At 35.6% G+C, this 26,118-nt stretch carries 31 protein-coding genes; 11 read left to right on the top strand and 20 right to left on the bottom strand.

Translation table 11 applies throughout. From position 1 onward, the window contains the following. Positions 1–60: 60 nt before the first annotated feature. The 4 genes from sigF to dacF form a co-directional block, all read right to left on the bottom strand. Positions 61–819: an RNA polymerase sporulation sigma factor SigF gene (sigF, locus tag CO726_RS01685; RefSeq protein WP_000350729.1), complete on the bottom strand. Its 759-nt coding sequence runs from the start codon at positions 817–819 to the stop codon at positions 61–63. Between the two features lie 12 nt (positions 820–831). Then, positions 832–1,272 (bottom strand): anti-sigma F factor, encoded by a 441-nt coding sequence (gene spoIIAB, locus CO726_RS01680; RefSeq protein ID WP_001243397.1) that lies wholly within the window; start codon positions 1,270–1,272, stop codon positions 832–834. After that, positions 1,273–1,623, bottom strand: coding sequence for an anti-sigma F factor antagonist (gene spoIIAA / locus CO726_RS01675; RefSeq protein WP_048530890.1), 351 nt, complete (start codon positions 1,621–1,623; stop codon positions 1,273–1,275). It abuts the gene before it with no gap. 170 nt (positions 1,624–1,793) lie between these two features. Further along, positions 1,794–2,984: a serine-type D-Ala-D-Ala carboxypeptidase DacF gene (gene dacF, locus CO726_RS01670; protein WP_099683110.1), complete on the bottom strand. Its 1,191-nt coding sequence runs from the start codon at positions 2,982–2,984 to the stop codon at positions 1,794–1,796. 166 nt (positions 2,985–3,150) lie between these two features. On the opposite strand from dacF, the gene CO726_RS01660 reads away from it, so the two are divergent. The 5 genes from CO726_RS01660 to CO726_RS01640 are packed head-to-tail and all read left to right on the top strand — an operon-like array spanning position 3,151 to position 7,651. Then, the gene (locus CO726_RS01660) at positions 3,151–3,570 is read left to right on the top strand and encodes a GntR family transcriptional regulator (RefSeq protein WP_060488358.1); all 420 of its coding nucleotides are present in this window, start codon (positions 3,151–3,153) and stop codon (positions 3,568–3,570) included. Next, positions 3,536–4,417, top strand: coding sequence for an ABC transporter ATP-binding protein (locus CO726_RS01655; RefSeq protein WP_099683109.1), 882 nt, complete (start codon positions 3,536–3,538; stop codon positions 4,415–4,417). The genes CO726_RS01660 and CO726_RS01655 overlap by 35 nt, the downstream gene beginning before the upstream one ends. After that, positions 4,407–5,471, top strand: coding sequence for an ABC transporter permease (locus CO726_RS01650; RefSeq protein ID WP_099683108.1), 1,065 nt, complete (start codon positions 4,407–4,409; stop codon positions 5,469–5,471). The genes CO726_RS01655 and CO726_RS01650 overlap by 11 nt, the downstream gene beginning before the upstream one ends. Before the next feature lie 12 nt (positions 5,472–5,483). Next, entirely contained in the window at positions 5,484–6,548 is a 1,065-nt protein-coding gene (locus CO726_RS01645; protein ID WP_099683107.1) for an ABC transporter permease subunit, read from the top strand. A 38-nt stretch (positions 6,549–6,586) separates the two neighbouring features. Further along, entirely contained in the window at positions 6,587–7,651 is a 1,065-nt protein-coding gene (locus CO726_RS01640) for an ABC transporter permease (protein ID WP_099683106.1), read from the top strand. Between the two features lie 17 nt (positions 7,652–7,668). Here the strand turns inward: CO726_RS01640 and CO726_RS01635 are convergent, their stop codons facing one another. Then, positions 7,669–8,214, bottom strand: a complete 546-nt coding sequence (locus CO726_RS01635) for a hypothetical protein (RefSeq protein WP_000820921.1) — start codon at positions 8,212–8,214, stop codon at positions 7,669–7,671. Positions 8,215–8,316: 102 nt separating this feature from the next. Next, positions 8,317–8,736, bottom strand: a complete 420-nt coding sequence (locus CO726_RS01625; protein ID WP_061679124.1) for a MarR family winged helix-turn-helix transcriptional regulator — start codon at positions 8,734–8,736, stop codon at positions 8,317–8,319. 159 nt (positions 8,737–8,895) lie between these two features. On the opposite strand from CO726_RS01625, the gene CO726_RS01620 reads away from it, so the two are divergent. Then, on the top strand, positions 8,896–9,567 hold the full coding sequence (locus CO726_RS01620; RefSeq protein ID WP_099683105.1) for an SIMPL domain-containing protein: 672 nt from the start codon (positions 8,896–8,898) through the stop codon (positions 9,565–9,567). Between the two features lie 134 nt (positions 9,568–9,701). Continuing rightward, complete coding sequence (locus CO726_RS01615; protein WP_099683104.1) at positions 9,702–10,991, top strand: NCS2 family permease; 1,290 nt, start codon at positions 9,702–9,704, stop codon at positions 10,989–10,991. Positions 10,992–11,025: 34 nt separating this feature from the next. Here CO726_RS01615 and corA read toward each other — a convergent pair whose 3' ends face one another. From corA to spoIIM, 9 genes are all read right to left on the bottom strand, one after another. Further along, positions 11,026–11,988 (bottom strand): magnesium/cobalt transporter CorA, encoded by a 963-nt coding sequence (gene corA / locus CO726_RS01610; RefSeq protein ID WP_136699330.1) that lies wholly within the window; start codon positions 11,986–11,988, stop codon positions 11,026–11,028. A 62-nt stretch (positions 11,989–12,050) separates the two neighbouring features. Further along, positions 12,051–13,355 carry a pyrimidine-nucleoside phosphorylase gene (locus CO726_RS01605; RefSeq protein ID WP_001243079.1) on the bottom strand — a complete coding sequence of 435 codons (1,305 nt, stop codon included), beginning with the start codon at positions 13,353–13,355 and terminating at the stop codon, positions 12,051–12,053. A 7-nt stretch (positions 13,356–13,362) separates the two neighbouring features. Then, the gene (locus CO726_RS01600) at positions 13,363–14,184 is read right to left on the bottom strand and encodes a purine-nucleoside phosphorylase (RefSeq protein ID WP_001078446.1); all 822 of its coding nucleotides are present in this window, start codon (positions 14,182–14,184) and stop codon (positions 13,363–13,365) included. A 12-nt stretch (positions 14,185–14,196) separates the two neighbouring features. Continuing rightward, the gene (deoB, locus tag CO726_RS01595) at positions 14,197–15,381 is read right to left on the bottom strand and encodes a phosphopentomutase (RefSeq protein ID WP_001046083.1); all 1,185 of its coding nucleotides are present in this window, start codon (positions 15,379–15,381) and stop codon (positions 14,197–14,199) included. A gap of 549 nt (positions 15,382–15,930) precedes the next feature. Next, positions 15,931–16,674: a FixH family protein gene (locus CO726_RS01590; protein ID WP_002107764.1), complete on the bottom strand. Its 744-nt coding sequence runs from the start codon at positions 16,672–16,674 to the stop codon at positions 15,931–15,933. 143 nt (positions 16,675–16,817) lie between these two features. Continuing rightward, entirely contained in the window at positions 16,818–17,708 is an 891-nt protein-coding gene (xerD, locus tag CO726_RS01585; RefSeq protein WP_000390084.1) for a site-specific tyrosine recombinase XerD, read from the bottom strand. A gap of 6 nt (positions 17,709–17,714) precedes the next feature. Next, positions 17,715–17,945 carry a YqzK family protein gene (locus CO726_RS01580; protein ID WP_001255255.1) on the bottom strand — a complete coding sequence of 77 codons (231 nt, stop codon included), beginning with the start codon at positions 17,943–17,945 and terminating at the stop codon, positions 17,715–17,717. A 103-nt stretch (positions 17,946–18,048) separates the two neighbouring features. Next, positions 18,049–18,504, bottom strand: a complete 456-nt coding sequence (gene fur / locus CO726_RS01575; protein WP_000392655.1) for a ferric iron uptake transcriptional regulator — start codon at positions 18,502–18,504, stop codon at positions 18,049–18,051. 106 nt (positions 18,505–18,610) lie between these two features. Further along, entirely contained in the window at positions 18,611–19,228 is a 618-nt protein-coding gene (gene spoIIM, locus CO726_RS01570; RefSeq protein WP_245916521.1) for a stage II sporulation protein M, read from the bottom strand. A gap of 155 nt (positions 19,229–19,383) precedes the next feature. Here spoIIM and CO726_RS01565 point away from each other — a divergent pair, with 155 nt between their 5' ends. Then, positions 19,384–19,935: a GNAT family N-acetyltransferase gene (locus tag CO726_RS01565; protein WP_000803491.1), complete on the top strand. Its 552-nt coding sequence runs from the start codon at positions 19,384–19,386 to the stop codon at positions 19,933–19,935. A 24-nt stretch (positions 19,936–19,959) separates the two neighbouring features. On the opposite strand, the gene CO726_RS01560 is transcribed toward CO726_RS01565, so the two are convergent. Then, positions 19,960–20,499, bottom strand: coding sequence for an NUDIX hydrolase (locus CO726_RS01560; protein ID WP_000067038.1), 540 nt, complete (start codon positions 20,497–20,499; stop codon positions 19,960–19,962). Between the two features lie 74 nt (positions 20,500–20,573). Between CO726_RS01560 and mciZ the strand changes: the two genes are divergently transcribed. Both mciZ and CO726_RS01550 read left to right on the top strand, forming a co-directional pair. Beyond that, on the top strand, positions 20,574–20,708 hold the full coding sequence (mciZ, locus tag CO726_RS01555) for a Z-ring formation inhibitor MciZ (protein WP_000870300.1): 135 nt from the start codon (positions 20,574–20,576) through the stop codon (positions 20,706–20,708). Between the two features lie 189 nt (positions 20,709–20,897). After that, positions 20,898–21,812 carry an aldo/keto reductase gene (locus CO726_RS01550; RefSeq protein ID WP_099683101.1) on the top strand — a complete coding sequence of 305 codons (915 nt, stop codon included), beginning with the start codon at positions 20,898–20,900 and terminating at the stop codon, positions 21,810–21,812. A 29-nt stretch (positions 21,813–21,841) separates the two neighbouring features. Here CO726_RS01550 and CO726_RS01545 read toward each other — a convergent pair whose 3' ends face one another. From CO726_RS01545 to CO726_RS01535, 3 genes are all read right to left on the bottom strand, one after another. Continuing rightward, positions 21,842–22,669, bottom strand: coding sequence for an aldo/keto reductase (locus CO726_RS01545; protein ID WP_099683100.1), 828 nt, complete (start codon positions 22,667–22,669; stop codon positions 21,842–21,844). Positions 22,670–22,797: 128 nt separating this feature from the next. Continuing rightward, positions 22,798–23,322, bottom strand: a complete 525-nt coding sequence (locus tag CO726_RS01540) for a GrpB family protein (protein WP_099683099.1) — start codon at positions 23,320–23,322, stop codon at positions 22,798–22,800. 69 nt (positions 23,323–23,391) lie between these two features. Next, positions 23,392–23,655, bottom strand: coding sequence for a YqkE family protein (locus CO726_RS01535; RefSeq protein ID WP_001976363.1), 264 nt, complete (start codon positions 23,653–23,655; stop codon positions 23,392–23,394). A 201-nt stretch (positions 23,656–23,856) separates the two neighbouring features. Between CO726_RS01535 and CO726_RS01530 the strand changes: the two genes are divergently transcribed. Then, on the top strand, positions 23,857–25,446 hold the full coding sequence (locus CO726_RS01530) for a bifunctional metallophosphatase/5'-nucleotidase (RefSeq protein ID WP_099683098.1): 1,590 nt from the start codon (positions 23,857–23,859) through the stop codon (positions 25,444–25,446). Positions 25,447–25,575: 129 nt separating this feature from the next. Here CO726_RS01530 and CO726_RS01525 read toward each other — a convergent pair whose 3' ends face one another. Further along, positions 25,576–26,052, bottom strand: a complete 477-nt coding sequence (locus CO726_RS01525) for a ribbon-helix-helix domain-containing protein (RefSeq protein ID WP_099683097.1) — start codon at positions 26,050–26,052, stop codon at positions 25,576–25,578. Positions 26,053–26,118 lie beyond the last annotated feature (66 nt).

Genomic DNA, 26,118 nt, shown 5'->3' with positions numbered 1-26,118 from the left:
TTTTTTACGGAAGTTTACAATCTCCTCCTATTAAAGTCATAAAAAAGATCGAATAGATAGTTATTCATCTATTCGATCTTTCATCTGTTTTAATATTTTCTTTTCAAGTCTTGAAACTTGTACTTGCGAAATACCTATTCGTTCTGCTACTTCTGATTGGGTTTGGTCTTTATAATAGCGTAAATACACGATTAAACGTTCTCGCTCATCTAATTCTCTAATTGCTTCTTTTAAAGCAATTTTATCAAACCATTTCGTTTCAGACTGATCTGCAATTTGATCTAAAATAGTGATCGGATCCCCATCGTTTTCATACACCGTTTCATGTATGGATGAAGGAGCACGACTCGCTTCTTGTGCTAGAACCACTTCCTCCGGCGTTAGTTCTAACGCTTCAGCTACTTCATTAATCGTTGGAGCCCTTCCAAATTCTTTCGAAAGCTCGTCTCTCATCTTTCGTATTTTATTTCCTGTTTCTTTTAAAGATCTACTTACTTTCACTGATCCATCATCACGTAAAAATCGCTGTATTTCGCCAATAATCATTGGAACTGCATATGTTGAAAATTTCACGTCGAAAGATAAATCAAATTTATCTACCGATTTTAAGAGCCCAATACATCCAATTTGAAATAAATCGTCTGGTTCGTATCCTCGATTAAGAAAACGCTGCACAACCGACCATACGAGACGCATATTACTTTGAACAATTGTATCTCTCGCTTGTTGATCTCCATCTTGACTTTTTTGAATTAACGCTTTTAGCTCGTGGTCCTTTAACTGAGGTTTCTTCTTCTCATTTTTGACCTCTATGTCCATAGGCTATTCTCCTTAATTGCATAGAGCGTTACTATTTGATAAGTATTTTGTCAAATGGATTGTTGTCCCGAAAGATTCGTTTGAAATAACTTCTACTTCATCCATAAAATTTTCCATGATAGTAAATCCCATTCCGGAACGCTCTAATTCAGGTTTAGTTGTAAAAAGGGGTTGTCTCGCTTCATCTAAATCAAAGATGCCAATCCCTTCATCTCGAATCGTGAGTTTCACCATTGCTTCTTCCAAAATTACAGAAATATAAACAATACCTTCTGCATTTCCTTCGTATCCATGAATAATTGCATTTGTAACTGCTTCTGACACAACTGTTTTAATCTCCGTAAGTTCTTCCATCGTTGGATCTAGTTGCGCGATGAAAGCAGCTACTGTAACGCGAGCGAATGATTCATTTTGACTTAATGCTGAAAATTGAAGGTTCATTTCATTTCTCATTTATGCCACCCCCAACGTCGCGAGCGCATGCGCTTCACTTTCTTCTAAGCGAACAATTTTAAATAAGCCCGACATTTCAAATAAACGCTTAACAGGCGGTGAAATTGCACAAACAACCATTTCTCCACCTAATCCCTTTACATGCTTATATCGGCCTAATATAACACCTAAACCAGAACTATCCATAAATGATAAGTTCTCTAGGCTCAAAACAATATGATGAACACCACGTGTCTCAATCATATCTGTTACTTTCGTTCGCAACTCTTCAGCAGTATGATGATCTAATTCACCCGCTAGTCTCACACATAGGACGTCACGTTTTACTTCTAATTGCATGGAAAGACTCACACGATTTCCTCCTTATGCTCAAACTTTACTCATTTACATACATAAAGATTTTCGTGATACAACATAAGAATCCTTCCTACTGACAAAAGAAGAACTATTTCGCCATAAAGTGAAAACATTCAGCAATTATTTACTTGCATACGAATAGAAAAGCAGCAAAATATTTGCCGCTATTTTGATGTTGAAAACATCCCAAAACTTCTTTTAAATAACTCCCACCAGCTCGCTGCTGCAACATCTTCTTTTGCTACAATTGTTTGTTTTAATAAAACATCTTTATCTTTCTTAATAACAAGTGTGCCAAGTGCGTCGCCCTTTTTAATCGGCGCTTTCACTTTCTTTTCAGCAATTACTTCTTGCTTTACTTTGTCCATATTTTCGCCCTTCTTCATAAGAAGAGACACATTGTCTGACGCAACTAAATCTACTTTTTCTTTTTTCCCTTTTCCTACTTGGACAGTCTTAATTTTTTCGCCTCGTGTATACAATTTCTTTGTCATATATTGACCAAATGCGTAGTCAAGAAGCTTCGTTACTTGATTGTTCCGTTCTTTCGATGTAGGTGCTCCCATAACAACTGAAATAACACGCATCCCATTCTTTTCAGCCGATGCTGTTAAACAATATTTTGCTTCTGTCGTAAAACCCGTTTTCACACCATCTACTCCAGGATAAAAACGTACTAACTTATTCGTATTCACAAGCCAAAACTTCTTATCCGTATCTTCACGTAAATAGTCTTCGTATTTACCTGTGTATTTGCGGATAAGTGGATACTTCATCAATTCTTTTGCCATTATAGCCATATCATTTGCTGTGGAATAATGGTCTTTAGCCGGAAGACCTGTCGGATTTTGAAAATGAGTATTTTTCAGTCCTAAATCTTTCGCTTTTTTGTTCATCATATTTACAAAACCTTCTTCTGAACCAGCGATATGCTCCGCTACTGCAACAGACGCATCGTTTCCAGATGCAATGGCAATACCCTTTAGCATTTCATTTACAGTCATCTCTTCTCCAGGCTCTAAAAAGATTTGTGATCCACCCATTGAAGCTGCATGCTCACTCGCTCTCACTTTATCGGTCAGTTTTAGTTTTCCTTTTTCAACTTGTTCCATAATTAATAGCATTGTCATAATCTTCGTCATACTAGCAGGTGGTAACTTCCCATTTGGATTTTTATCAAACAAAACTTTACCTGTATCTTGTTCAATTACAATTGCTGACGACGCTTGTTCCGCTAACTTCGGCGTTGTTTCTTCTGTTTTCTCCTGCTTCGTCTTCTCAGATTGTGCGAAACTAACTGAAGTACCAGAAAGCAATAACATGAAACAAACAAGTATTCCAAAAACTCGCTTCATGACTAACCCTCCATTCTATATCAGACCTATTTTTTCCAATTTTTTATTTTTTAATACCATATTTTTCTAATGTTTTCAGTTGACAAATACATTCATCACCTATATTGTATTAAGTGTATTACACACAGTAGTACACTTAATACAAGTCAGAAAGGAGACATTGCTCTTGCATATTCAACTTGATCCAAGAAGCAACACTCCGATATGGGAACAAATTGTTCAAAATATAAAAGAACTCGTATTAAAGAACATGTTAGCTCCAAGTGACAAACTACCTTCTGTACGCGAACTCGCTTCTTTACTCGTTATCAATCCAAATACAGTGAGTAAAGCGTACCAAGAGTTAGAGCGACAAGGGATTATTGAAACATTACGAGGAAAAGGAACATTCGTATCTCAATCGATTACCCCAACATTAGACGAAAGGAAAATCGCTATGGTTGAAAAGCAATTTCATCAATTACTATTAGAAGCCTCTTATCTTGGTGTTACGAAAGATAAAATTCATGATTGGATAGATTCATACTATAAAGAGATTGGAGGAAATGCGGATGCTGAAAGTAACGAACTTGAAGAAAACAATTGATAATCAAACGATTTTAGATGATGTTTCTTTCATATTACAAAGAGGAAGTATCATCGGATTACTCGGAAGAAACGGTGCGGGGAAAACAACTTTATTACGAACGATGGTCGGCATTTTAGACCCTGATGCAGGGACTGTTACATATGAAGATACAAACATTCATCAGTGTCCTGAAATAAAGCAAAAAATCGTATATGTTCCGGATTCTACTAACATACTGAACGGCTATACGATAAAAGAAATTGTAAAGTTTTATAAAGCAGTTTATGCCGCATTTGATGAAACACATTTCTATGAACTGTTAGAACGTTTTAACTTACCAAACAAAAGAATTCGTAGCTATTCAAAAGGAATGAAAGCACTGCTTGCCATCATTTTAGCTATTTCTACAAAAGCAGAATATATCATTCTAGACGAACCGACAAACGGACTTGACCCTATCGTGAAAAGGCAGATTTTACAGTTTCTCGTTGGAGAAGTTGCAGAAAAAGAGATTACCATTTTCATCTCAACTCACCATTTAGATGAAGTGGAACAAATTGCAGATACAATCATTATATTAAAAGGCCATACTATCTCTTCTATTACATCACTAGACGATGCAAAATCACAATTTGCAAAAATCCAAGTTGCTTACGAACGTTCATTACCTCAAAAACTAGAAAACTTAAGCAATATTAAAATATTAAATCAAACAGGAAAAGTATATACAATCTTAATTGAGGGAAATGTGGCTACAACACTGGAGAAGTTTTATAAAGAACAACCTATACTCATTGAAGAATTAACAATGTCACTTGAAGAGGTCTTCGTTACGACACTGGAGGAGGATGGGTATGTTTCATAAGGCGTTGTGGATGTGGAATTGGAAGCGCGGGAAATATGCTGTGTTACTATTCTTCTTTAGTTCGCTTTACTTGTTACCTTTTGGCTACTATAGAAGTGCTCAGCAACAACTTGATGCGTATTACGAATTACAAGAAAAAGGGAAACAGTATTATTATTTTTATGCCTTTTCTTCAGGAGAAAGTAATAGTTTTTGGTTAACTGTTCTTATTATTGCTTTAGCCTGCTTATTGATAGGATGGGAACGTAGCAACCAATCTAATACACTACTTATGACAATGCCATTTAAAAGAAAAGATATTTTCTTATCTAAATGGACTTTCGGTTCATTTTGTATTATAGGCTCGTTACTTGTAAATTGGATTCTTATGTATGTTATTTATAGAACAACTATTCATTTTGATTATCAATCATTTAGTCCATTTCACCGATACTTTCTTTATGCAATTGTTTCTTATGTCGCAGTCTATACAGCTGCTTTATGTATCGGTACTTTTACTGGAAGCGTTGTTTCGCAGGTTGTTTTTTGTATTCCGTGGCTACTAATGGGACTTACATTTATTCCACTAGTGTACACTTTTACTATAAATCATTTAGAAGCTACCGATACTAAAAATTATAAGCACTATGAACGACTTTATGAAATCAATCAAAAAACAAATATAGTTGCACCAATTTATCGCTTTTCTATCCATTATAACTATCATCCAGAATACCGTAAGCAAGATGACGATTCAACTACTTTAAGAAATCCAGCATCTCATACATATTATTCAGCCAAATCAATGTTAGTCCCTATTTTTTATACAATTGTTTACTTACTACTTGGAACATATTTATATACACGATCGCCAAATGAAAACAGTCAGAAGATATTTATTTTCCAAAAACATTTACGAATATGGATATGGGGGACAACCATTTACTTTGCATTACTAGGTGGCTATAAACTAAATCAATTTCATTTCTTACTTAACTACTATATCGCTTTGTTTTTCGCTGGAATTATTACTTATGTTGTATTATCACGCCTAACAAATTATAAAGTTTTTTAAAGGAGAGATCCTATGTTTCAAAAAGCACTGTGGCTAAGAACGTATCACCAAAGTAAATATGTTGTTTGGTTATTTTGGCTCGTCAGCTTCTATACTTTGTCATATTACTACTATATGACTTCTATTCAACAGCAGCAATTTCTAAATGACAATAAAAAATGGAACTATGTATATCATTACAATTTTGATTTAACACTCATAAATCCCGTCATGCTATTAGGTAGTGTGCTTATCCTGCTAGCTTGTACGTTAATTGGATGGGAAAGACAAAATAACGCTAGCGACTTGTTATGGTCTATGCCCTTTAAACGTTCACATCTCTATATAACAAAGTGGTTGTTTGGAATCTGTAATATTGTTGCTGTTGTCGTTTTAAACTGGGGGCTATTTGCTATTATGAAAAAGTTAACTTTTCATAATAAATATCAAGTATTCTCCCCCTTTCATAGTTATTTTATATACATGTTAATTGTATTAATCGCTATTTATACACTTGCCTTATGTATAGGAACAATCGCTGGGAATGTTATATCACAAGGATTTCTCACTGCAGCTCTATTCGTGTTCCCAGTATTACTTCCAGCACTTATTTCAGGCGTCATTGCTGTTCACTCGAATGCCGACTTTCATGAGAACAATGGCAGTATACATGATATTATGGAAAACATACGTATTTCTAGTCCAGCAGAAGATTTTCATATTTACTTTAATTATGATCCACAAAGCGCTTATACTGATCAAAATGGAGTACGTCATAACGAACCAAACTTTACAAAGATTCCACCAGCAAAAACAATGATTGGCCCTATCGCACATATCATTGTCTTATTACCACTCGGTATATATTTATATGCCCGTTCAGTCAATGAGCGAAATGGTAACTACTTATTATATCCGAAACTACAAAAAGTAGTTTTGGCTTGTGCGATTTTCTTTGGTGGAATTGCTGGAGGTTTAATGTTAAGTGGCGCCCATTCATTGCCCAGCTTTTACATTGGTTTTTTGGGAGCAAGTATAATTAGCTATGTTCTTCTATCCAAACTATTGAAATGGAAGTTTGTTTGGAATATTAACTAAATTCAACATGATCGCATTTTTGGTATTGGAGGGATAACATGTTTTATAAGGCTTTATGGTTACATCATTACAAGCAAAGTAAGTACATTCTTTTACTCTTTGCTTGTAGTAGTTTTTGGTTTTTACCTATTAGCTATTTTAATGATTTACAGATTCAACTAACAAGTCTTTCAGCAAACCAAGATAACTATTTCAGCTATAGTTTAAATGGGGATACTCTTATCATCCCCTTCATTCCAACTTTCATATTACTTGCCTGTTCATTAATAAGTTGGGAAAGACAAAATCAAACAGATTATTTGTTATTCGCAATGCCATTCACGAAAAAAGAACTTTTTCTTTCTAAATGGCTGTTCGGGACAATTGCAATTATATTCATAATGAGCCTTAATATCATCTTAATGTATTTTATCTTAAAGATTAATCTATTTAACCAATATCAATCTTTCGGACCAATACTTACATTATTATGTTATGTTACCATTACATGGATTGCAATTTTTACAATAGCCCTTTTTATTGGAACAATTGCTGGTAATGTCATTTCGCATAGTATTTTAAGTTTAGTTTTTATTATATTACCGTATGGACTAAGCGTGTTACTGTTTCATTTTACTTGGGTTCACACAAATATATCTACAACTGAATTTTTCCTTAAGAAAGCGGATTACACATCATATGTAGAGAACATTGAAGTTTTTGCACCTACTAATAATACTTATATATCTTATTCATTTAATCCAGAAGTAAAAGAAGTAAACATTAATAATCTAAAAGAATCCGTTAAGGAACACCACCAATTCCAGCCCATCTGGAAACTTACCACTCCGATTCTGTATATTCTTATTCTTTTACCATTAGGAATATTTTTCTATAATCGGACCAAAAATGAAAACAACGGTAAAATATTATTATTCACTAAACTACATCGCCTATTTATACTGTGTGTCACAATATGTTTTGCGCTATTAGGAGGCCGGTTAACAGGTGAAAAAAATGATCCGATATTAAGTTATTACGCTGGATTCATAATAATAGGAGTATTTAGCTATGTAATACTTAACTATTTCATAAATAAAAAATTTTTACTTCGCACGAAATAACCTCCTTCAAAAGGAGGTTATTTCACATTCTCTCTTCTTTTCCCATACTCTTTTTCTTGCTTCGTTCCAAACCCGTCACCATTTGCCACAATTTGATCTGTTGGAGCAACTATACTTTCAGCAATCCTCCATTCTCCCCCTTGTTGAATAAACACTTGCATAAAATAATTCATTCCATTTAGTTGGTATGGGTTCTCTTTTTTCACTTCATAACGAGCTGCAACATAATACACTTGCACATTCTCAGCCTCAAACTTAGAAATATATTGTGATAATCTCGGGATATACTGTGACGCTTTCTGAAGTGGAAGTTGTTTTACTTTTACAAGAGAAGACTTTGTTACATTGCTTATCGTATCTTCATGCCGAATGTTATCACTATGATGAAATAAAATAGCATTCTGCATAGAGCGAATCCATAGTTTTGAATATAAAACAGGTTGCTTATTTGAAATATGTTGTAATTCTTTCTGAACGACTTGAAGAGGCGTTGCGGCATCCACGAATTGATGAAAACAGAAAAAACTTCCAATCATAATGAAAAGCGTACAAATACGTTTCATAATTTTTCACTCCGATTCTTTTTAATTAAAGTATTGGAGTTTCAAAATGTTTTTATTCAAAAGAAAAAGGATAGGAAAGCTTTCGCTTCCTATCCTCATTTATTATAATACGCGGCCAAATAGCTCTAACACCATTTCGATTTCTTGGTCGCTCCAACCTTTAAATCTATCTTTATAATATTCTTTACGCACAGCTTCAAGTTTTTCAGTTACTTCTCTTCCGTGTTCTGTAATTTCTAAGTACACAATACGACGGTCTGAATTTGAACGCTTTCGTTCTACAAACCCTTTTCGTACGAGACGATCAGTAACAGCTGTAATATGACTGGAGGTTACGTTTACTTCACTCGCAATTTGCGAAGCCATCTGTGGACTGTTTAAAAATAACGCACGTAATACAGAAAATTCATTATATGGCATATGTTCTGCAAAACGTGTATTAATATCATTTTGTAATAAACGTATCATCTTTCTAAATGATCCGGATAATTCTAAAATCAGTGTTTCTCTTTTTTCGTTCACTAGCCTCGTCCCTTTTTTATCATATTTACACATATTATAATCTATAAATACCTATGTTGTATATGCTTTCTTTCCTCAACATTCTCATTTATGTAACTTTTTTCATATAAATTTCTTTTTTGTTCACACATATACATATAAAAAGGATGGTGATGGAAAATGCAGGGTGGAATGAATCCTTATTTACACAATGTACGCACAGCCAATACTGGTAAAGAAGCGACTATTACTGTACAAGGTGAAGGTGTTGTCAAAGCGAAACCAAATGTTGTTATATTAACACTTGGCATTCGAACTGATAGTAAAAATGTGAAACAAGCGCAAGAAGAAAATGCAGTACAATCAAAACAATTGCTGGATGCACTTAAACAGCTTGGTATTGCTGATAAAGATATAGAAACGATTTCTTATACGATCACTCCTCAATACGAGTATGTAAATGATAAAGCGTTACTACAAGGATACCGTGTGGAACATTTGTATGAAATTACCGTTTTAAATGTACAAAAAGCAGGGGAAGTATATGATATAGCCGTTTCAAATGGAGCAAACTTAGCAAAAGGTTTACGTTTTCGAATATCTCATCCAAATAAATATTATGAGCAAGCTCTTATTCAAGCTCTGCAACAAGCGGTAGAAAAAGCTCGTGCTATTGCGAGTACATACAATTTAAACATTAATCCTGTTCCACTCTCATTCGTTGAAGAATCTGCCCAATTGCCACGGGAAGTGGCGTCCTATGCTACTTTACATGCACAGGCAGCTCCTCCCATTCAATCGGGAGAATTAGAGATCATTTCTACAATACGGGCAATTTTTACGTATTTATAAATAATTTCATTTATAAGTAAACGTTATCATTTTCCTTGTTGTAAAAACATGATGTTCTGATATAATAAAGGACGGTGAGCTCTTACAGAAGAGATATCACGGGTGGGAGAGGGATATGAAAAAGAAGGTTTAACATGAAAGGAATACTTGAAAGTACATTTAAATTAGGTTTACACGAAACATCACCAAAACAAGAAGTTTTAGCTGGAGTTACGTCATTTTTCACGATCGTATATATTATGATTGTAAATGCGTCAATTTTATCAGATGCTGGCATTCCTCTTGAAGCTGGAATTTTAGCAACTGTTTTCAGTTCATTTGTCGGATGTCTGCTCATGGCATTTTGGGCAAATGCACCTGCTATTCTTGTCCCTGGTATGGGTGTAAATGCATTCTTCACGTACACTGCTGTGCATACGCTCGGATTAGCTTGGCAGGAAGCATTAGCAGCTGTCTTCATCTCTGGTATTATTTTTGCAATTGCTGCGTTTACACCAATCGCTCGCGTGCTCTCAGTATCGATTCCAAAATCATTAAAGGAAGCTATTACTGTCGGCATCGGATTATTTTTAGCATTTATCGGATTGCAAAAAGGTGGTTTAGTCGTTTCGAATCCAAATACTGCTGTTGCAATGGGTAAATTAAGTAACCCTGTCGTTCTTGCGACACTACTTACTCTTATCGTTGCACTTGTACTATTTATTCGTAACGTACGTGGAAACTTTTTATGGACGATTGCAATAGGAACTGGTATCGCATGGCTATTTGGTCTTGTTGATACAAGTCAAATTGGAAATAGTTCATTCTCATTCGCTAATTACGGCGATGTGTTTGGAGCTATGTCATTTGGCAAACTTTCTTCCTTACCGTTTTGGATTGCAACATTCTCCTTAAGCATGGTGCTTATTTTTGAGAACATGGGACTTCTGCACGGTTTATTAGAAGATGACCGTAAATTCCCACGTGCTTACCAAGCCAATGCAATTTCAGCAATGACATGTGGTCTATTTGGCACAAGCCCTACCGTATCGACAGTAGAGAGTGCCGCAGGTATTACTGCAGGCGGAAAGACAGGTCTGACGTCTATCGTTACAGGGTTGTTATTCTTTGCATCACTATTTGCACTTCCGTTTGTCAAACTAATTCCTGATAGTGCCATTGCACCAATCTTAATTATTATTGGCGGCCTGATGATTACAAGCATTCAACAAATTCCTCTGAACGATTTTTCAGAAGGATTTCCAGCGTTCTTAATTATCGTCATGATCCCGCTCACATATAGTATCGCTGATGGCATTGCGTTCGGATTTATTGCTTATCCTATCTTAAAAGTTGCTCTTGGAAAGCGTAAAGAAGTCGCACCGTCTATGTATATCATTACATGCTTATTTTTAGCCATGTTCGTATTACATGCTATTGGTTAAGTAAAAACACCGAGGAATTTTCCTCGGTGTTTTTTTACTTAAACCATCCTTTTTTATAAAACCAAGCCATCATGCCACCGCCAATTAACGCCATTAGAAGTAGACAAATAAAATAACTATATTGTCCACCAAGCTCTGGCATATGCGTAAAGTTCATTCCGTACACTCCCGCAATAAACGTTAATGGCATGAAAATAGTCGAGAATACAGTTAATGTTTTCATAATGTTATTCATATGATGTGAGTTTAATGAAAAATAGCTATCTCGAATATCTGCCGTTAACTCTCGGCTTGCTTCAATCATTTCTGTCAGTTTAAGCAAATGATCATGTATATCTTTAAAGTAAATTTCATGATCACTTATACCGTAAAAACGAGTCGAATTTAAAATACGATACAATAAATCACGCATCGGAATGATTGTACGCCTTAGCTTCGATAAATCTGCACGTATATCAAATACCTCTTCTAGTACACTTCCTGCTGTCTCACCCGTTAAATTATCATCAATTGCATTTAAATGATCCTCAATGTAATATACAGGCGCAAAATAGTCATCTACAATTTGATCGATAATTGTATGCGCTACGTGTAAAGGACTATTCTTAATACGCTTCTTTTCTCCAAGTGTTTTCCATACTCTTTCGATTGCATTGTTATGAGAAAAGTGGAAAGAAACAATATAACGATCACTAATAAATAAATCGATTTCGTGAGGTTCTAATCCCTCCTCACCAAATGCATGAAGAACTAAAAAGTTATATCCATCATAAAAATCAACTTTTGGCCTCTGTACATATTCTATACAGTCTTCAATTGCAAGGGGATGGAACTTAAAATGATCTTGCAAAATGTATGTATACTCTTCTTTCGTTGGCTTATATAAATCTAGCCAATACCATACAATATGGTCTTTCGTTGTTTCTTCTAGCGAAACATCATATAATACTTCATCTGTTTTTGTTATTGCACAAATTCTAATCATAATTTCACCCATTATTATTATAAACAAAAAATAGTAAAAAAAGCCAAGGAGAAATACTCCCTGGCCCTTCTTTATTATTCAGTAACGATGCCGTGCACTAATGTTGGTGCATCTACATGCTCTTTAGAGATCTTCATGTTCTCATAAATTTTTGCTTTTACATCTTCTACATTTTCACGGTTTGCGTAAATGGTAACAAGGGATTCACCTTTTTTCACGCTATCCCCTACTTTTTTGCGAAGCATTAAGCCAACTGCTAAATCAATTTCAGATTCCTTCGTCGCACGTCCTGCTCCTAAAAGCATTGCTGCTGTTCCGATTTCATCTGCAACGATTTCTGATACATAACCGTCTTCCTTCGCTTCCACTTCAATTTTAAACTGTGCTTGTGGTAATTTAGAAGGATCATCAACAACAGATGCATCGCCGCCTTGCGCTGATAAGAACGTTTTAAATGATTCTAGCGCTTTACCGTTATTCATTACTTCAATTAATTTCTCACGCGCATCTTCTAAAGATGAAGCTTGTCCAGCAAGGTATACCATTTGACTTCCAAGTGTTAAACATAACTCTTCTAAATCTTTCGGTCCTTTACCTTGTAATGTATCAATTGCTTCTTGTACTTCAAGTGCGTTACCAATAGCCTCACCAAGTGGTTGACTCATATCAGAAATAACAGCCATCGTATTACGACCAACGTTATTACCAATGCGCACCATTGCTTCTGCTAAACGTTTTGCATCTTCATCAGTTTTCATAAATGCACCTGCTCCAGTTTTTACATCAAGAACAATTGCATCTGCACCAGCAGCAATTTTTTTACTCATAATCGAGCTTGCAATAAGCGGAATCGAGTTTACTGTTGCCGTTACATCACGAAGTGCATACAACTTTTTATCCGCAGGTGTTAAGTTTCCACTTTGACCAATAACTGCGATTTTGTTTTCATTTACAAGACGCATGAATTCATCATTTTCGATTTCAACATGGAATCCTGGAACTGCTTCTAATTTATCAATTGTACCGCCAGTATGTCCTAGACCACGTCCAGACATTTTTGCAACCGGTACACCTAAAGCGGCTACTAATGGACCTAATACAAGTGTTGTTGTATCACCAACACCACCTGTTGAGTGCTTATCTACTTTTACCCCTTCAATAGCCGATAAGTCGATTGTATCACCGCTATTTACCATTGCCATCGTTAAATCAGCACGTTCTTGATCGTTCATATCTTGGAAGAAAATTGCCATTGCAAGTGAACTTACTTGATAATCAGGAATATCACCATTCGTATATCCTTCAACAATAAAGTTAATTTCTTCTGTCGTTAATGCATGTCCGTCACGTTTTTTTGCAATTAGGTCCACCATTCTCATTGTGAGGTCACCCCTTCATTTGTTTTACGATTGCTTTTACTAATGCTAAGAAGTTAGCTTTAACACGTTCTGTCGTTTCGATTACTTCATCGTGGTGAAGTGGCTGATCTAAAATACCAGCTGCCATATTTGAAATACAAGAAATACCAAGTACTTTCATACCAGCATGACGCGCTACAATTACTTCAGGTACTGTTGACATACCAACTGCATCTCCGCCAAGTGTACGAAGCATACGAATTTCAGCAGGTGTTTCATATACAGGACCTGTCATTCCAACGTATACACCTTCTTGTACTTTAATATTTAAGTCTGCTGCAACTTGTTTCGCCATTTCGCGAAGCTCTACTGTATATGATGTAGACATATCAGGGAAACGTACACCCATTTCAGAATCATTTGGTCCGATTAATGGATTTGTACCCATGAAGTTAATGTGATCTGAAATTAACATAAGATCGCCTGGTTCGAATGATGTATTTACACCACCAGCTGCATTTGTTACAACAACTGTTTCTACACCTAGTTCTTTCATAACACGAACTGGGAATGTTACTTTTTGCATGTCGTATCCTTCATAGAAGTGGAAACGTCCTTGCATTGCTACTACTGTTACACCTTGAAGTGTACCGAATACTAGTTGGCCTGCATGACCTTCTACAGTTGAAACTGGGAATTCAGGGATTTCACTGTAAGGTACTGTTACTGCGTTCTCGATTTCGTCTGCTAATACACCTAGTCCTGATCCAAGGATTAGTCCTACTTGTGGTGTCTCTTGAAATTTCTCTTTTAAGTATGAAGCTGATTTTGTAATAAGTTCACGATTCATTTGTTTATCCCCCTATTTTTTTAGCTCGTTTAAGAAGCTTGTTCCGTATTCTGGCATTTTCACACCGAAGTTTTCTGCTACAGTTGCACCAATATCAGCAAATGTTTGACGAAGTGGTAACTCTTGTCCGCCTTCTTTCATGCTTGGGCTATATGCTAATAACGGTACATATTCACGTGTATGATCAGTTCCGTGGTGAACTGGGTCATTACCGTGGTCTGCTGTAATTAATAATAAATCATCTTCTTTTAGTTTTTCGAATACTTCTGGAAGACGTGCATCATATTCTTGCAGAGCTTCTCCGTATCCTTGTGGGTCACGACGGTGACCGAATAGTGCATCAAAGTCAACTAAGTTTAGGAAGCTAAGACCTGTAAAGTCCATATTTAATGTATCTACAAGTTTATCCATTCCATCCATGTTAGACTTCGTACGAAGCGATTCAGTTACCCCTTCACCATCATAGATGTCAGAGATTTTACCGATAGCAATCACATCATAATCACTATCTTTTAATTCATTCATTACCGTACGGCCGAATGGTTTTAATGCATAGTCATGACGGTTCGGTGTACGTGTAAAGTTTCCAGGCTCACCAACGAATGGACGAGCGATAACGCGACCTACCATGTACTTCTCATCTAGCGTTAATTCACGTGCAATTTTACAAATTTTATATAACTCATCAAGCGGCACTACTTCTTCGTGTGCTGCGATTTGTAATACGCTATCAGCAGAAGTGTAAACGATTAAAGAGCCTGTTTCCATTTGTTCTTGACCAAGTTCATCAAGAATCTCAGTTCCAGAAGCTGGTTTATTACCGATGATTTTACGGCCTGTTTTTTCTTCTAATTCATCAAGTAATTCTTTCGGGAATCCTTCAGGGAATACTTGGAATGGTGTATCAATGTAAAGACCCATTATTTCCCAGTGTCCTGTCATTGTATCTTTACCAGTAGATTTCTCTTGCATTTTTGTATAATATCCAAGTGGTTTTTCTACTTTAGAGATACCTTTCATTTCACGAATGTTACCAAGACCTAATTTCACCATATTAGGCATTTGTAACCCATTCATATGTTCAGCAATGTGACCAATTGTGTCAGATCCTAAATCACCAAATTGTTCAGCATCTGGTGCTTCACCGATTCCAACAGAGTCCATTACGACTAGGAATATACGTTTATATTTATTCATAACTGCGACCTCCTATAAGTTCAGTTCTACTTCTTGTAGTATGTTCAAAACGCTATAAAGTGAAACTGTTCTCCATAAGAATTATCTTTCATTCTCACTGTCAAACAGTACTTCTTTAAATCATTCTCTAACCTATTTCGTTTACTTTGAAACGCCTCAAAAACATTTCTAGTTTTTTCTAAGTCAGATGTCAGACATCTGATACTGATATCATAACATGTTTACGCTTTCTTTTTAATACATTTTCGTAGAATTTCTCATTTTCTTCACACTTCTATTGTAATCCATTATGCAAAGAAGTGCTAATAATTTTGTGATTTATTTATTCGTATAAAATGAACTTTTAATCTCCCCGCAAATAACGAGATAAAGTGAAACTTTAATCAGTGGGGTTTTCTTCATCCCCACTGATTATTAGTTGAACCAATCGGACTTTTAGGGGCAGTTGATCCCCACCTAACTTCTTTGCTTTCGCTGCATTTTGAGGTGGGGGTCTTACTGCCCATTAAAGCGGGATAAAAATAAAAAGTAGCTCTAAAGAGCTACTTTTTATTTTACTTCTACTGTTTCTTCTTTATGTTCATGCAATTCGCCTTTTTTAACATGAACTTTCACTTTGTAAGAACCGTTTTCTTTGAAAGTATGTTTCGTTTCATACTCCCCTTTATTTCCTTCTTTTGCTGGAATAAATTCGTGTTTTTCAACACCATCTTTCCAAATCTCAAGTTGTACTTCAGCACCAGTTAACGCTTCTTCTTTTTGTTTTAAATGAACTTTCATTGTTGATTCAGCATTTGCTTTTATGTCACCAGCCATAAGGTGGATCATTGTATCGCTTTTATGATCGCCATGTCCTGCACCGTGATCACTATTTTCTTTTTTCGCATCTTCTACTTTCGCATTTCCCACAGCCACTTTTACTTCTGGCATAACATGCATTTCACGCGCATTTGTGTGAGCGATAATATGGTATACTCCATCCGTCTCGAACGTTTTCTCTACAGCATAAACACCTTTTCCTTTATGCTTACCATCTAACATCTCGTGCTTTTCGTCACCGGCTTTCCAAATTTCAAACTTTACATCATCAGCATCTGTTACTTTTTCTTTTCCTTGTGTAACAAGTGCTTGTACTTCTGTTTTTTCACCAGGTTTAATTTCTTTCGGATTTGTTTGAACTGCTACTTTTACAGCTTCCAGTTTCTGTTCTTTTTTCGGTTCTTCTTTGTTTGTATTACAGCCAGCCAATGCTAGCATCGCGATAAATAAAGTCATAATAAGTTTTTTCATCATCATTTCCTCCTTCATACTTTATTTAGTATAGAGGAAATACATTGTAATATTCTAGTCTTCTGCTGAAAACAATGTACGAAATGTTTGTGAAGTTTCTGTGAAGTACTATAGCCTTTTGAATCTATGAAAAAAGAGCATAGTAACTATGCTCTTGGATGAAACTGTTTATATACATCTTTTAATCTAGTTTTTGAAACATGCGTATAAATTTGTGTCGTTGAAATATCTGCATGTCCAAGCATTTCTTGCACAGCACGCAAGTCTGCTCCATTTTCTAATAAATGTGTAGCAAAAGAATGGCGCAACGTATGAGGTGTAAGCTCTTTTTCAATATTTGCTTCTTTCGCTAATCGTTTTAAAATTTTCCAAAACCCTTGTCTTGATAGTCGATTCCCATGATGGTTTAAAAAGAGTGCATCTACTACTTTTTTACCCATCAGTTCTCTTCTTCCCTTTTCAATATACTTTTGAATCGCTTCCGTCGCTAAACTTCCTAGTGGAATAATTCTTTCTTTATTCCCTTTCCCTATGCAACGAACAAATCCCATCGTTAAATGTACATCTTCTAAATTTAAGGCAATTAATTCCGAAACACGAAGTCCTGTTGCATACAATAACTCTAGCATCGCTTTATCACGAACCCCAAAAGCACTCGTCATTTTTGGTGTCTGAAGTAACGCCTCTACTTCATCAACTGACAATACTTTCGGTAATTTCCGTTCTCCTTGCGGCGTTTCGATATGTACGGATGGATCGTGCTCTACTGCTCGTTCACGAAGTAAAAATTGGTGAAACGAACGAATCGATGCAATATGACGTGCTAATGTTTTCGAAGATTTTCCGTTTTCTTTTAAGTGCTGCAGAAAATTAACAATGTGCAAGCGTGTCACTTCGTGAAAGCTTTTCGCTTGTTCTACATTTTGCAAATACTTTACATAACTTTTCAAATCACGTTCATAAGATACCACTGTATTTTTCGCTAGCCCTTTTTCGACAACCATATAATGAATAAAATCTTTTAATTGATCTTCCAATCTACACTACTCCCCATTTTCATAGAAAAACATCATTCTATTTACGAAAGCATCCTTTGCCGGCTCTTCATTCCCTGATACTTTTTCTACAGTCTCTTCTTTTGGCTTTTCATAACGATGATAGCTTTCATATTCTTCATTTATCCATAGTATAGCGAAATAAAACAAAATCGTACAACTTGTAAATAATAAAAATACTTTTATCCCATCAAAAGTTAATTTTAAAACTCGGCGCATTGTAAATTCCTCCAAAATATAAGTTATTACAACATATGCCAAGCTTTCACCAATTTATACCTTATTCAAATAAAAAACCTCTTCCTAGTTAAATAGGAAAAGGTTATTTTTCATCCGTTTCATTTTCTTGACAATTTTTACAAATCCCATGGAATGTTAAACGATGATCCTTCACCTTAAAGCTCCAGTCATGTTCTACTTTCCTTTCCACTTCACCAAGTAAATCTTCTTGTATTTCTTGTACAGCACCACATTGTGTACAAATCAAATGATGGTGAAAACGCTGCGCACCTTCTTGGCGTAAGTCATAGCGTGAAACACCGTCCCCGAAGTTAATCTTATCGACAACTTTTAACTCAGATAATAGTTCTAAAGTTCGATAGACGGTTGCTAATCCGATCTCTGGCGACTTTTCTTTTACAAGGAGGTAAACATCTTCTGCGCTTAAATGATCTTCTTCATTCTCTAGCAGCACACGAACTGTTGCTTCACGTTGCGGTGTTAATTTGTAGCTCGCTGCATGTAATTGCTTCTTAATTCGTTCAATTCTTTCTTCCATTCGGTACTACTCCCTCCTCGCCACTCTTACACCATTATATCAGAAGAAGGGCTTCTGTCAAAAGAAAAACAATAAAAACAAATTGATAATTATTCTCATAAAGTATTTATTGTTTAGTAATAGCCTCAACGACTTCTTTCATTAAAACGGGTGATGCATAAGCTTCTACACTAGAAGCAAGAGCTAACACTGCTCCAATTATAAGAAAGAAGCATGTATAACGAATTAATAATGGTAATAGCGGCTCAGTTATTTTCCGGATAAATTGATGCCTAATCATGCGTAAGGAAAAGCTTGCGGCAATTGTTGTCATAACGAGAAATACTGGAATAATAATGAGGTTTTGTGGCAATACAGAAACGAATGCTAATAATAATCCATTCCATCCATGCTGACTTACTAAAAAACCTACTGTAAATCCGACAACTACTCCTTTTACAAATAATAAAATAAAAATAAGTGGCAATCCAATAATTGAAATCCCCAAAATCCAAATAAATCCAATGTATTTTAATTGCGAAAAGTAACTTTCTCGAAACATTTCGCTTGCAATAGCAAATTCTCCTTTAGAAACTTGTCCAAAAAAACGTTGTAAATAAAATGATAAATCTTGTTTTTGATTTAATTGTAAACTATTTACAAGAATCGCTCCAAATATTACTCCCATTAATAATAAAACAGCGTTAAATATATATAATGAAGAGTTTTCCTGTATGTGAGACATTACACGGTCTTGCCAAGTTTTTCGCCACATTTTTCTTCCCTCCGTTCACACTCTTACTAAAAATGTATGAAAGAAAGAAAAAAGTATGACGAATTAACATTGAAATTCCGCTCTACTTTGCTAAACTAAAAAGTAGAGAATAGGAGGGATTTCTCTTGAAACCATTATTATTAGATTTTCCAACATTATTTCAAACTGAACGCTTACAAGTTCGTAAGCCATTTCCAGGTGATGGTGCAGAGGTGTATGAAGCAATCCAAGCTTCTCTAGAAGACTTAGTACCGTGGATGCCAATTAACGCTGAAACAGAAGAAAGTGCTGAAGAAATCGTTCGTAACGCTCACGGACAGTTTTTACTTCGTGAAACACTTGATTTTCACTTATACGATAAAGTATCTGGTACATTCATCGGAGCTATAACGCTCAAGCCTGAAAACTGGGATATTCCAAAGTTTTCACTTCACTTCTGGCTCCATAGCGCTTATACAAAACAAGGTTATATGACTGAAGCTGTTAAAGGCGCCATTCAATTTGCCTTTGATAAGCTAAGTGCTAGAAGAATTGAAATTCGTATTGATGCAACAAATACAAATGCATGTAACCTAGCAGAACGTTTAGAATTTATTCTAGAAGGTACAATGGAAAATGATTTCATAGCACCAGATGGTAGCTTACGTGATGCACGCGTATACGCAAAAATCAATTAAAAAACACTCGCCTTTGGCGAGTGTTTATTTTTGTAGTTGTAAATATTGTACTGCAAACATCGTCTTCGCATCATGAATACGAAGATCTTTCATAAGAGTAGTCGCTTCTTCTAATGATACTTCCATCAATTCCACAAACTCATCTTCATCTAACGCGGCTTTATTTTCTTTTTTCGTCAAACCTGTCGCTTTATATACATATAAAATTTCATCTGCAAATCCTGGAGATGTATAGAAAGAAGTAATAAGCTCCATATTTTCACATACATAACCTGTTTCCTCTTCTAATTCACGAACTGCTGTCACCTCAGGTTTTTCACCAGGTTCTAACTTGCCGGCCGGAATTTCTATAATCGCCTTTTCAAGTGCTTTACGATACTGCTCAACAAGCACAATTTTCCCCTCATCAGTAATAGCAATAATAGCAACTGCACCAGGGTGATTTACAATTTCACGTTTACTCATTGCTCCATTTGGTAATACTACATCATCAACACGAACTTTTATAACTCTACCATCAAAAATCGGCTCAGTTTTTACTGTTCTCTCTGCAAGATTACTCATACTACTTCATCTCCCTGTTCTATTTCCTATTCTTTCCTCATACATTTTACCACATTGAAAGGAGCGTGATAGAAATGAAAGTTTATATTTTACCAAATCGCGTCACTTTAGTCGGAAAAGCATGGCAGATTCGCCATAAACTAAAACAATATGGCAAAGAGTATACAACTGTACAAGAATGGATTACAGCAACTAAAGTGAAACTTTAATCAACGGGAGATCCCCTCTGATTATTAGTTGAACCAATCGGGCTTTTACGGGCAGTTAATCTTCGGCCTAACTTCCTCGTATGAGCCGATTTTTTTAAGGGAGTCTTACTGCCCGTTAAAGCGAGCTAGAAAGGAAACGTTTGTCAACCTCTTTTCCCTTTCGTACAATAAAGGTAAGGAGGTTGACCTATGAAAAAACGTCAATTAGGAAACTCAGATTTGTTTGTTACAGAAATGGGACTTGGCTGTATGTCTCTCGGTACATCTGAAACAGAAGCCCTGCGTATTATCAATGAAGCAATCGATTTAGGAATCAATTTTTTTGATACTGCAGATTTATATGATTATGGATTAAACGAAGAATTTGTTGGAAAAGCCTTAAAAGGAAAACGAGACCAAATTGTTCTTACAACGAAGGTTGGAAATCGATGGACAGAAGAAAAAAACGGCTGGTCTTGGGATCCTTCTAAAAATTACATAAAGGGTGAAGTGAAAGAAAGTTTACATAGACTTCAAACTGATTATATTGATCTTTATCAACTTCACGGCGGAACGATTGAAGATCCTATAGATGAAACAATTGAAGCCTTTGAAGAATTAAAAAAAGAAGGTATCATTCGCCATTACGGTATTTCTTCTATACGTCCAAATGTCATCCGTGAATATGCAAAACGTTCAAATATCGTTAGTGTACTAATGGAATATAGCCTGTTAAATCGTCGCCCTGAAGAATGGTTCCCGCTTCTTCATGAACAGCAAATTAGCATTATTGCTCGTGGACCACTTGCAAAAGGCATTCTAACTGACAAGAATGCAAGAAAGATAGAAAGAGTAAAAGAAAAGGATTACCTTTCTTATTCTTACGATGAATTACAGGCGACACTCGCGAGTGTAAAAGAAATAATCGGAGAAAGATCGTTAACAGGAACAGCTATTCAATATTGCTTACATAACGAAACTGTTGCAGCTGTTATACCTGGTGCAAGCTCTATTCATCAATTACGAAAAAATGTACAAGCTAGTAAACAAACACAGTTAACAACAGCAGAATATACACAGCTTCAGCAAATTGCGAAATGTGATACGTACCCATCACACCGTTAAAAAGACGCTACCATACTGGTAGCGTCTTTTTATAACGTATCATATTTATCAGGATTCGTTCCTACATGTAAATTACGATTTAACGTATTAATTTGAGTCATCTCTTCTTCCGTTAGTGAAAAGTCAAAGATAGAAAAATTCTCCTGAATGCGAGATGGTGTAACAGATTTAGGAATCGTCACAACCCCGCTTTGAATATCCCATCTTAATATAACTTGCGCAGGTGTTTTTTCATATTTAGTAGCAATAGCCTGAATAACCGGGTGCTGAAATACTTCTCCGCCTCTCATCAATGGACTCCATGCTTCCATTTGAATTTGCTCACCTTGACAGAAATTACGCAATTCAAATTGTGTTAACATTGGATGCAGTTCCACTTGATTTACCATCGGCTTTACTTTGCAATTTGGTAATAGCAGTTCTAAATGATGTTTATGGAAATTAGAAACACCAATCGCGCGTACTTTACCTTCTTCATATAGTTTTTCTAACGCTCGGTACGTATCAACATACTTCCCTCTTATTGGCCAATGTATTAAATATAAATCTACATAGTCCATTTGTAATTTTTTTAAGCTTTTCTCAAACGCCTCAAGTGTTTCCTCGTATCCTTGATCGTCGTTCCAAACTTTTGTTGTAATAAAGATGTCTTCTCTTGGAATCCCTGATTCACGAACCGCTTCTCCGACACCGCTTTCATTTCCATATACAGTTGCTGTATCAATCGAACGGTATCCAACTTCTAACGCTGTTTTTACTGCTTGTTTTACTTCGTCGCCTTCTTTCGCTTTATATACGCCTAAACCAATCATCGGCATTTTTACGCCATTATGAAGTGTAGTTGTTGGAATGTGCACAGTCGTCTCCCTTTCATTATTACATTTTTTATAAGCCACCACTTTATTTGAACAAGATTCAACAAAAAAGTCAAAACATATGTACAGTTTACATAATAAATTTATACACATTCAAAAATAATGCGAACTCATTCATTCACATTATTTTCTGTCCATTTCTTCGCTTTTTCATTAACATTACGTACAAACTCAGTTTTCCCTTCCGAATATAACGCACCATCATATGTATACTTTTCGGCTAATTCTTTCTTTAAAGTTGCATATGCCTCAGCTTCTTCACAATGAGCCATCATATAATCACGAAATGCTAAATGCCTTACTATCTCAGGATTTCCTTTTTCAAACACGTGTAAGTGATACGAACGTTTTTCCTCCGTTCCATGAATAAAATAACGGCGTCTTGAAATACCATTTTCTCCTTTTACGATGTAACCAAGCTCTATAAATCGTTCATTCCACCTATCTACTCTATCGATACTCTCTACTTCCATAATCATATCTATAATTGGTTTAGCTGCCAGTCCTGGCACTGACGTACTTCCAATATGATGAATTTTCACCGTTTCTGGCATCGCTGCTTTTAATCTTTCAGCCTCTATTTGAAATTTTTCACCCCAATGATTTTCATGCGGAACAACTACAATTTTTCTCATTCTAACTCCCCTTTTCTTACAAGCTCGTCAAAAAAATGATCAGCGTTATTTCACTGATCATTTTTGTTATTATTTAAAGTCTTTCCAAGTAAGGTTACTTTCACTTAACAGTTCTTCAAATGATTTATTCTTTTCACGTTCTTTTTGTTCTTGACGCTTTCTTTCCAGTTCTGCTGCCTCTTTTTTCTCTTCTCTCACTTGCAACTCTTTCTTCTTATTCTTTAATTGCTGCATAAGTGAATCATTTAATTGATCACCTAATGTAAGAGATTCTTTCTTTGGTTGATTCACTTGCGATTGTCTTTGCATTTGTCTTTGTTTCTTTTTCTTCATGCTGCTCACCTTTTACTTTTTTCTCCATTATAGTAGATACACCATGAAATCGACAACAAAAAAGGGACGTTACTCTATTATTCACCTTTTGTAAATATGTTAATTTTTCGAAAAAACTAAATTTTTATATAGATATAATCCTATGAATCTATTAAAATTATGTCGTATGATGTCAGATTATAAAAAAAGGAGAATTATATTATGTGGAAAAAAATTATTCCTGCTGTTGCCGTTTTAAGCACCATTACTTTTTCAAGCGTATTTGCCGCTCCCCCATCTCAGACTCCAGCTGAACAAAACCGCTACATAGACGTACAAATGCTTGGTATTAATGATTTTCATGGACAACTAGATACTGTAAAAAAAATCAATAACAAAGAAGCTGGTGGCGCTGATTACTTAGCTACTTATTTAAAAGAACGTAAAAAGCAAAACCCGAATACACTTCTCGTACATGCTGGCGATATTGTCGGAGCTAGTCCACCAGTTTCAGCGTTGTTACAAGACGAACCAACGATTGAATTTTTAAATGACTTAAAATTCGATGTTGGTACAATCGGAAACCATGAATTTGATGAAGGTATTGATGAAATGCGCCGACTTATTTATGGTGGTTACCATGAGAAAACAGGCAATTTCAAAGGCGCAAACTTCCCTTATGTCGCTGCAAACTTCTATAATAAATCAACTGGCCGATTATTTTTACCACCATTTACTGTAAAAATGGTAGATGGTGTGCCTGTAGGATTCATTGGCGTTGTTACAACTGATACACCAAATGTCGTGATGCCTACTATGCTTAAAAATGTACAGATCACTGACGAAGTAGAAGCAATTAATAAATCAACGCAACAATTAAAGCGTCTCGGTGTTAACTCCATCGTCGTCCTTGCTCATGTCGGCGGAACAACTGATGAGTCTGGCGTGACAAATGGCGACCTTACTCGAATTGCAAATGAAACAGATCCAGAAGTTGATGTTATTTTCGGTGGGCATAGTCACACGTATGTAAATGGTACTGTAAATAATAAACTAATCGTCCAAGCGAACTCTTACGGAACAGCTTTCTCAGATGTAGATGTAACAATTGATCGTAAAACAAAAGATATTGTAAAGAAAAAAGCTGAAGTCATTACAACATATCATGAAGGTGTCGAACCTGATAAACAAGTAAAACAAAAACTAGATCAATATAAAGAAAAAATTGCACCACTTGTAAATGAAGTTGTAGGAAAATCTACAGCACCTATCGACCGTAAACAAAATGATGCTGGTGAATCTACTCTTGGGAATGTAATTGCCGACGCACAGCGTCAAACGATGCAATCCCAAATCGCACTTATGAATCCTGGTGGCATTCGTAATGACTTAGATGCAGGCGATATTACATGGGGCGAATTATACGGCATTCAGCCTTTTGGAAACCAATTAATTAAAGTAGATTTAACAGGCCAAGATATTCGCGACATTTTAAATCAACAATGGCAAAAAGGAACGACGAGAATGCTTCAAATCTCAGGTATTCAATACACGTGGGATGCAAATAAACCAAACGGTGAAAAAGTTACAAATATACGTTTAACAAATGGAGAAGAATTATCTCCATCTAAAACGTATAGCGTAGTTGCAAATGCCTTCTTAGCTTCTGGCGGTGATGGATTCGTATCATTTAAAAATGGGAAAAATGCAGAAACTGGTCCAAACGACTTTGAAGCGCTAGTCGATTACGTAAAACAATTAAAAGAACCAATTCAGCCAGTTATTGATGGAAGAATTCAAAAAGTAAATTAAGTATTTTCCTAATAAACAATCCTATTTTTTCACTGAAAAGGATATGCACTTATCCTATATATTATCCGTAATATACAGGAAACAAAGAAAAGGATACTCGTTCTTACAATGAACATAGTATCCTTTTCTTTAGTTATCAAAATGAGCTGTTTTGTTAAAATCATATTGTTGTAAAAATTGTTGTAACGCCTCTTCTACAAGTTTAGATTTCTGAATTCCTTTCGATTCTGATATAGCGTCTAGTTTTGCTAATATTTCTTTATTAATAGAAAAAGTACGTTTCTTTTTTTCTGTACTTATACTCATAATTGGCGAGATTACTTCTTCTCTCTTGCTTAATAATTCATAAATACTTTGTAATTGTTCATAAATTAATAATTGATAATCCGTTTTTGCATATTGAAGGGCTGTCGCTTCTTGGAGTTGTAAGTGACGAGGTTCTTCTCCATCTCCTACAAAAATACGTTTCTTCTGTTCTCCATCATATTCGTATCCAATCAATCTTAATTTCTTTGATAATGTATACGGGCTTACTTCAAGACGTTTTGCTATGATAGCGATGGATTCACGTCTATTTAAACAATCTATAATTTCTCCAATCGTCACAATTTCCCTCCTCCCGTGTTGAAATGACACTAGTATGGTATGTTACAATGATTTTCTAACAGTATA

This window comes from Bacillus fungorum, assembly GCF_002746455.1.
GTDB lineage: Bacteria > Bacillota > Bacilli > Bacillales > Bacillaceae_G > Bacillus_A > Bacillus_A fungorum.
This window is presented reverse-complemented; position numbering and strand designations above follow the sequence as displayed.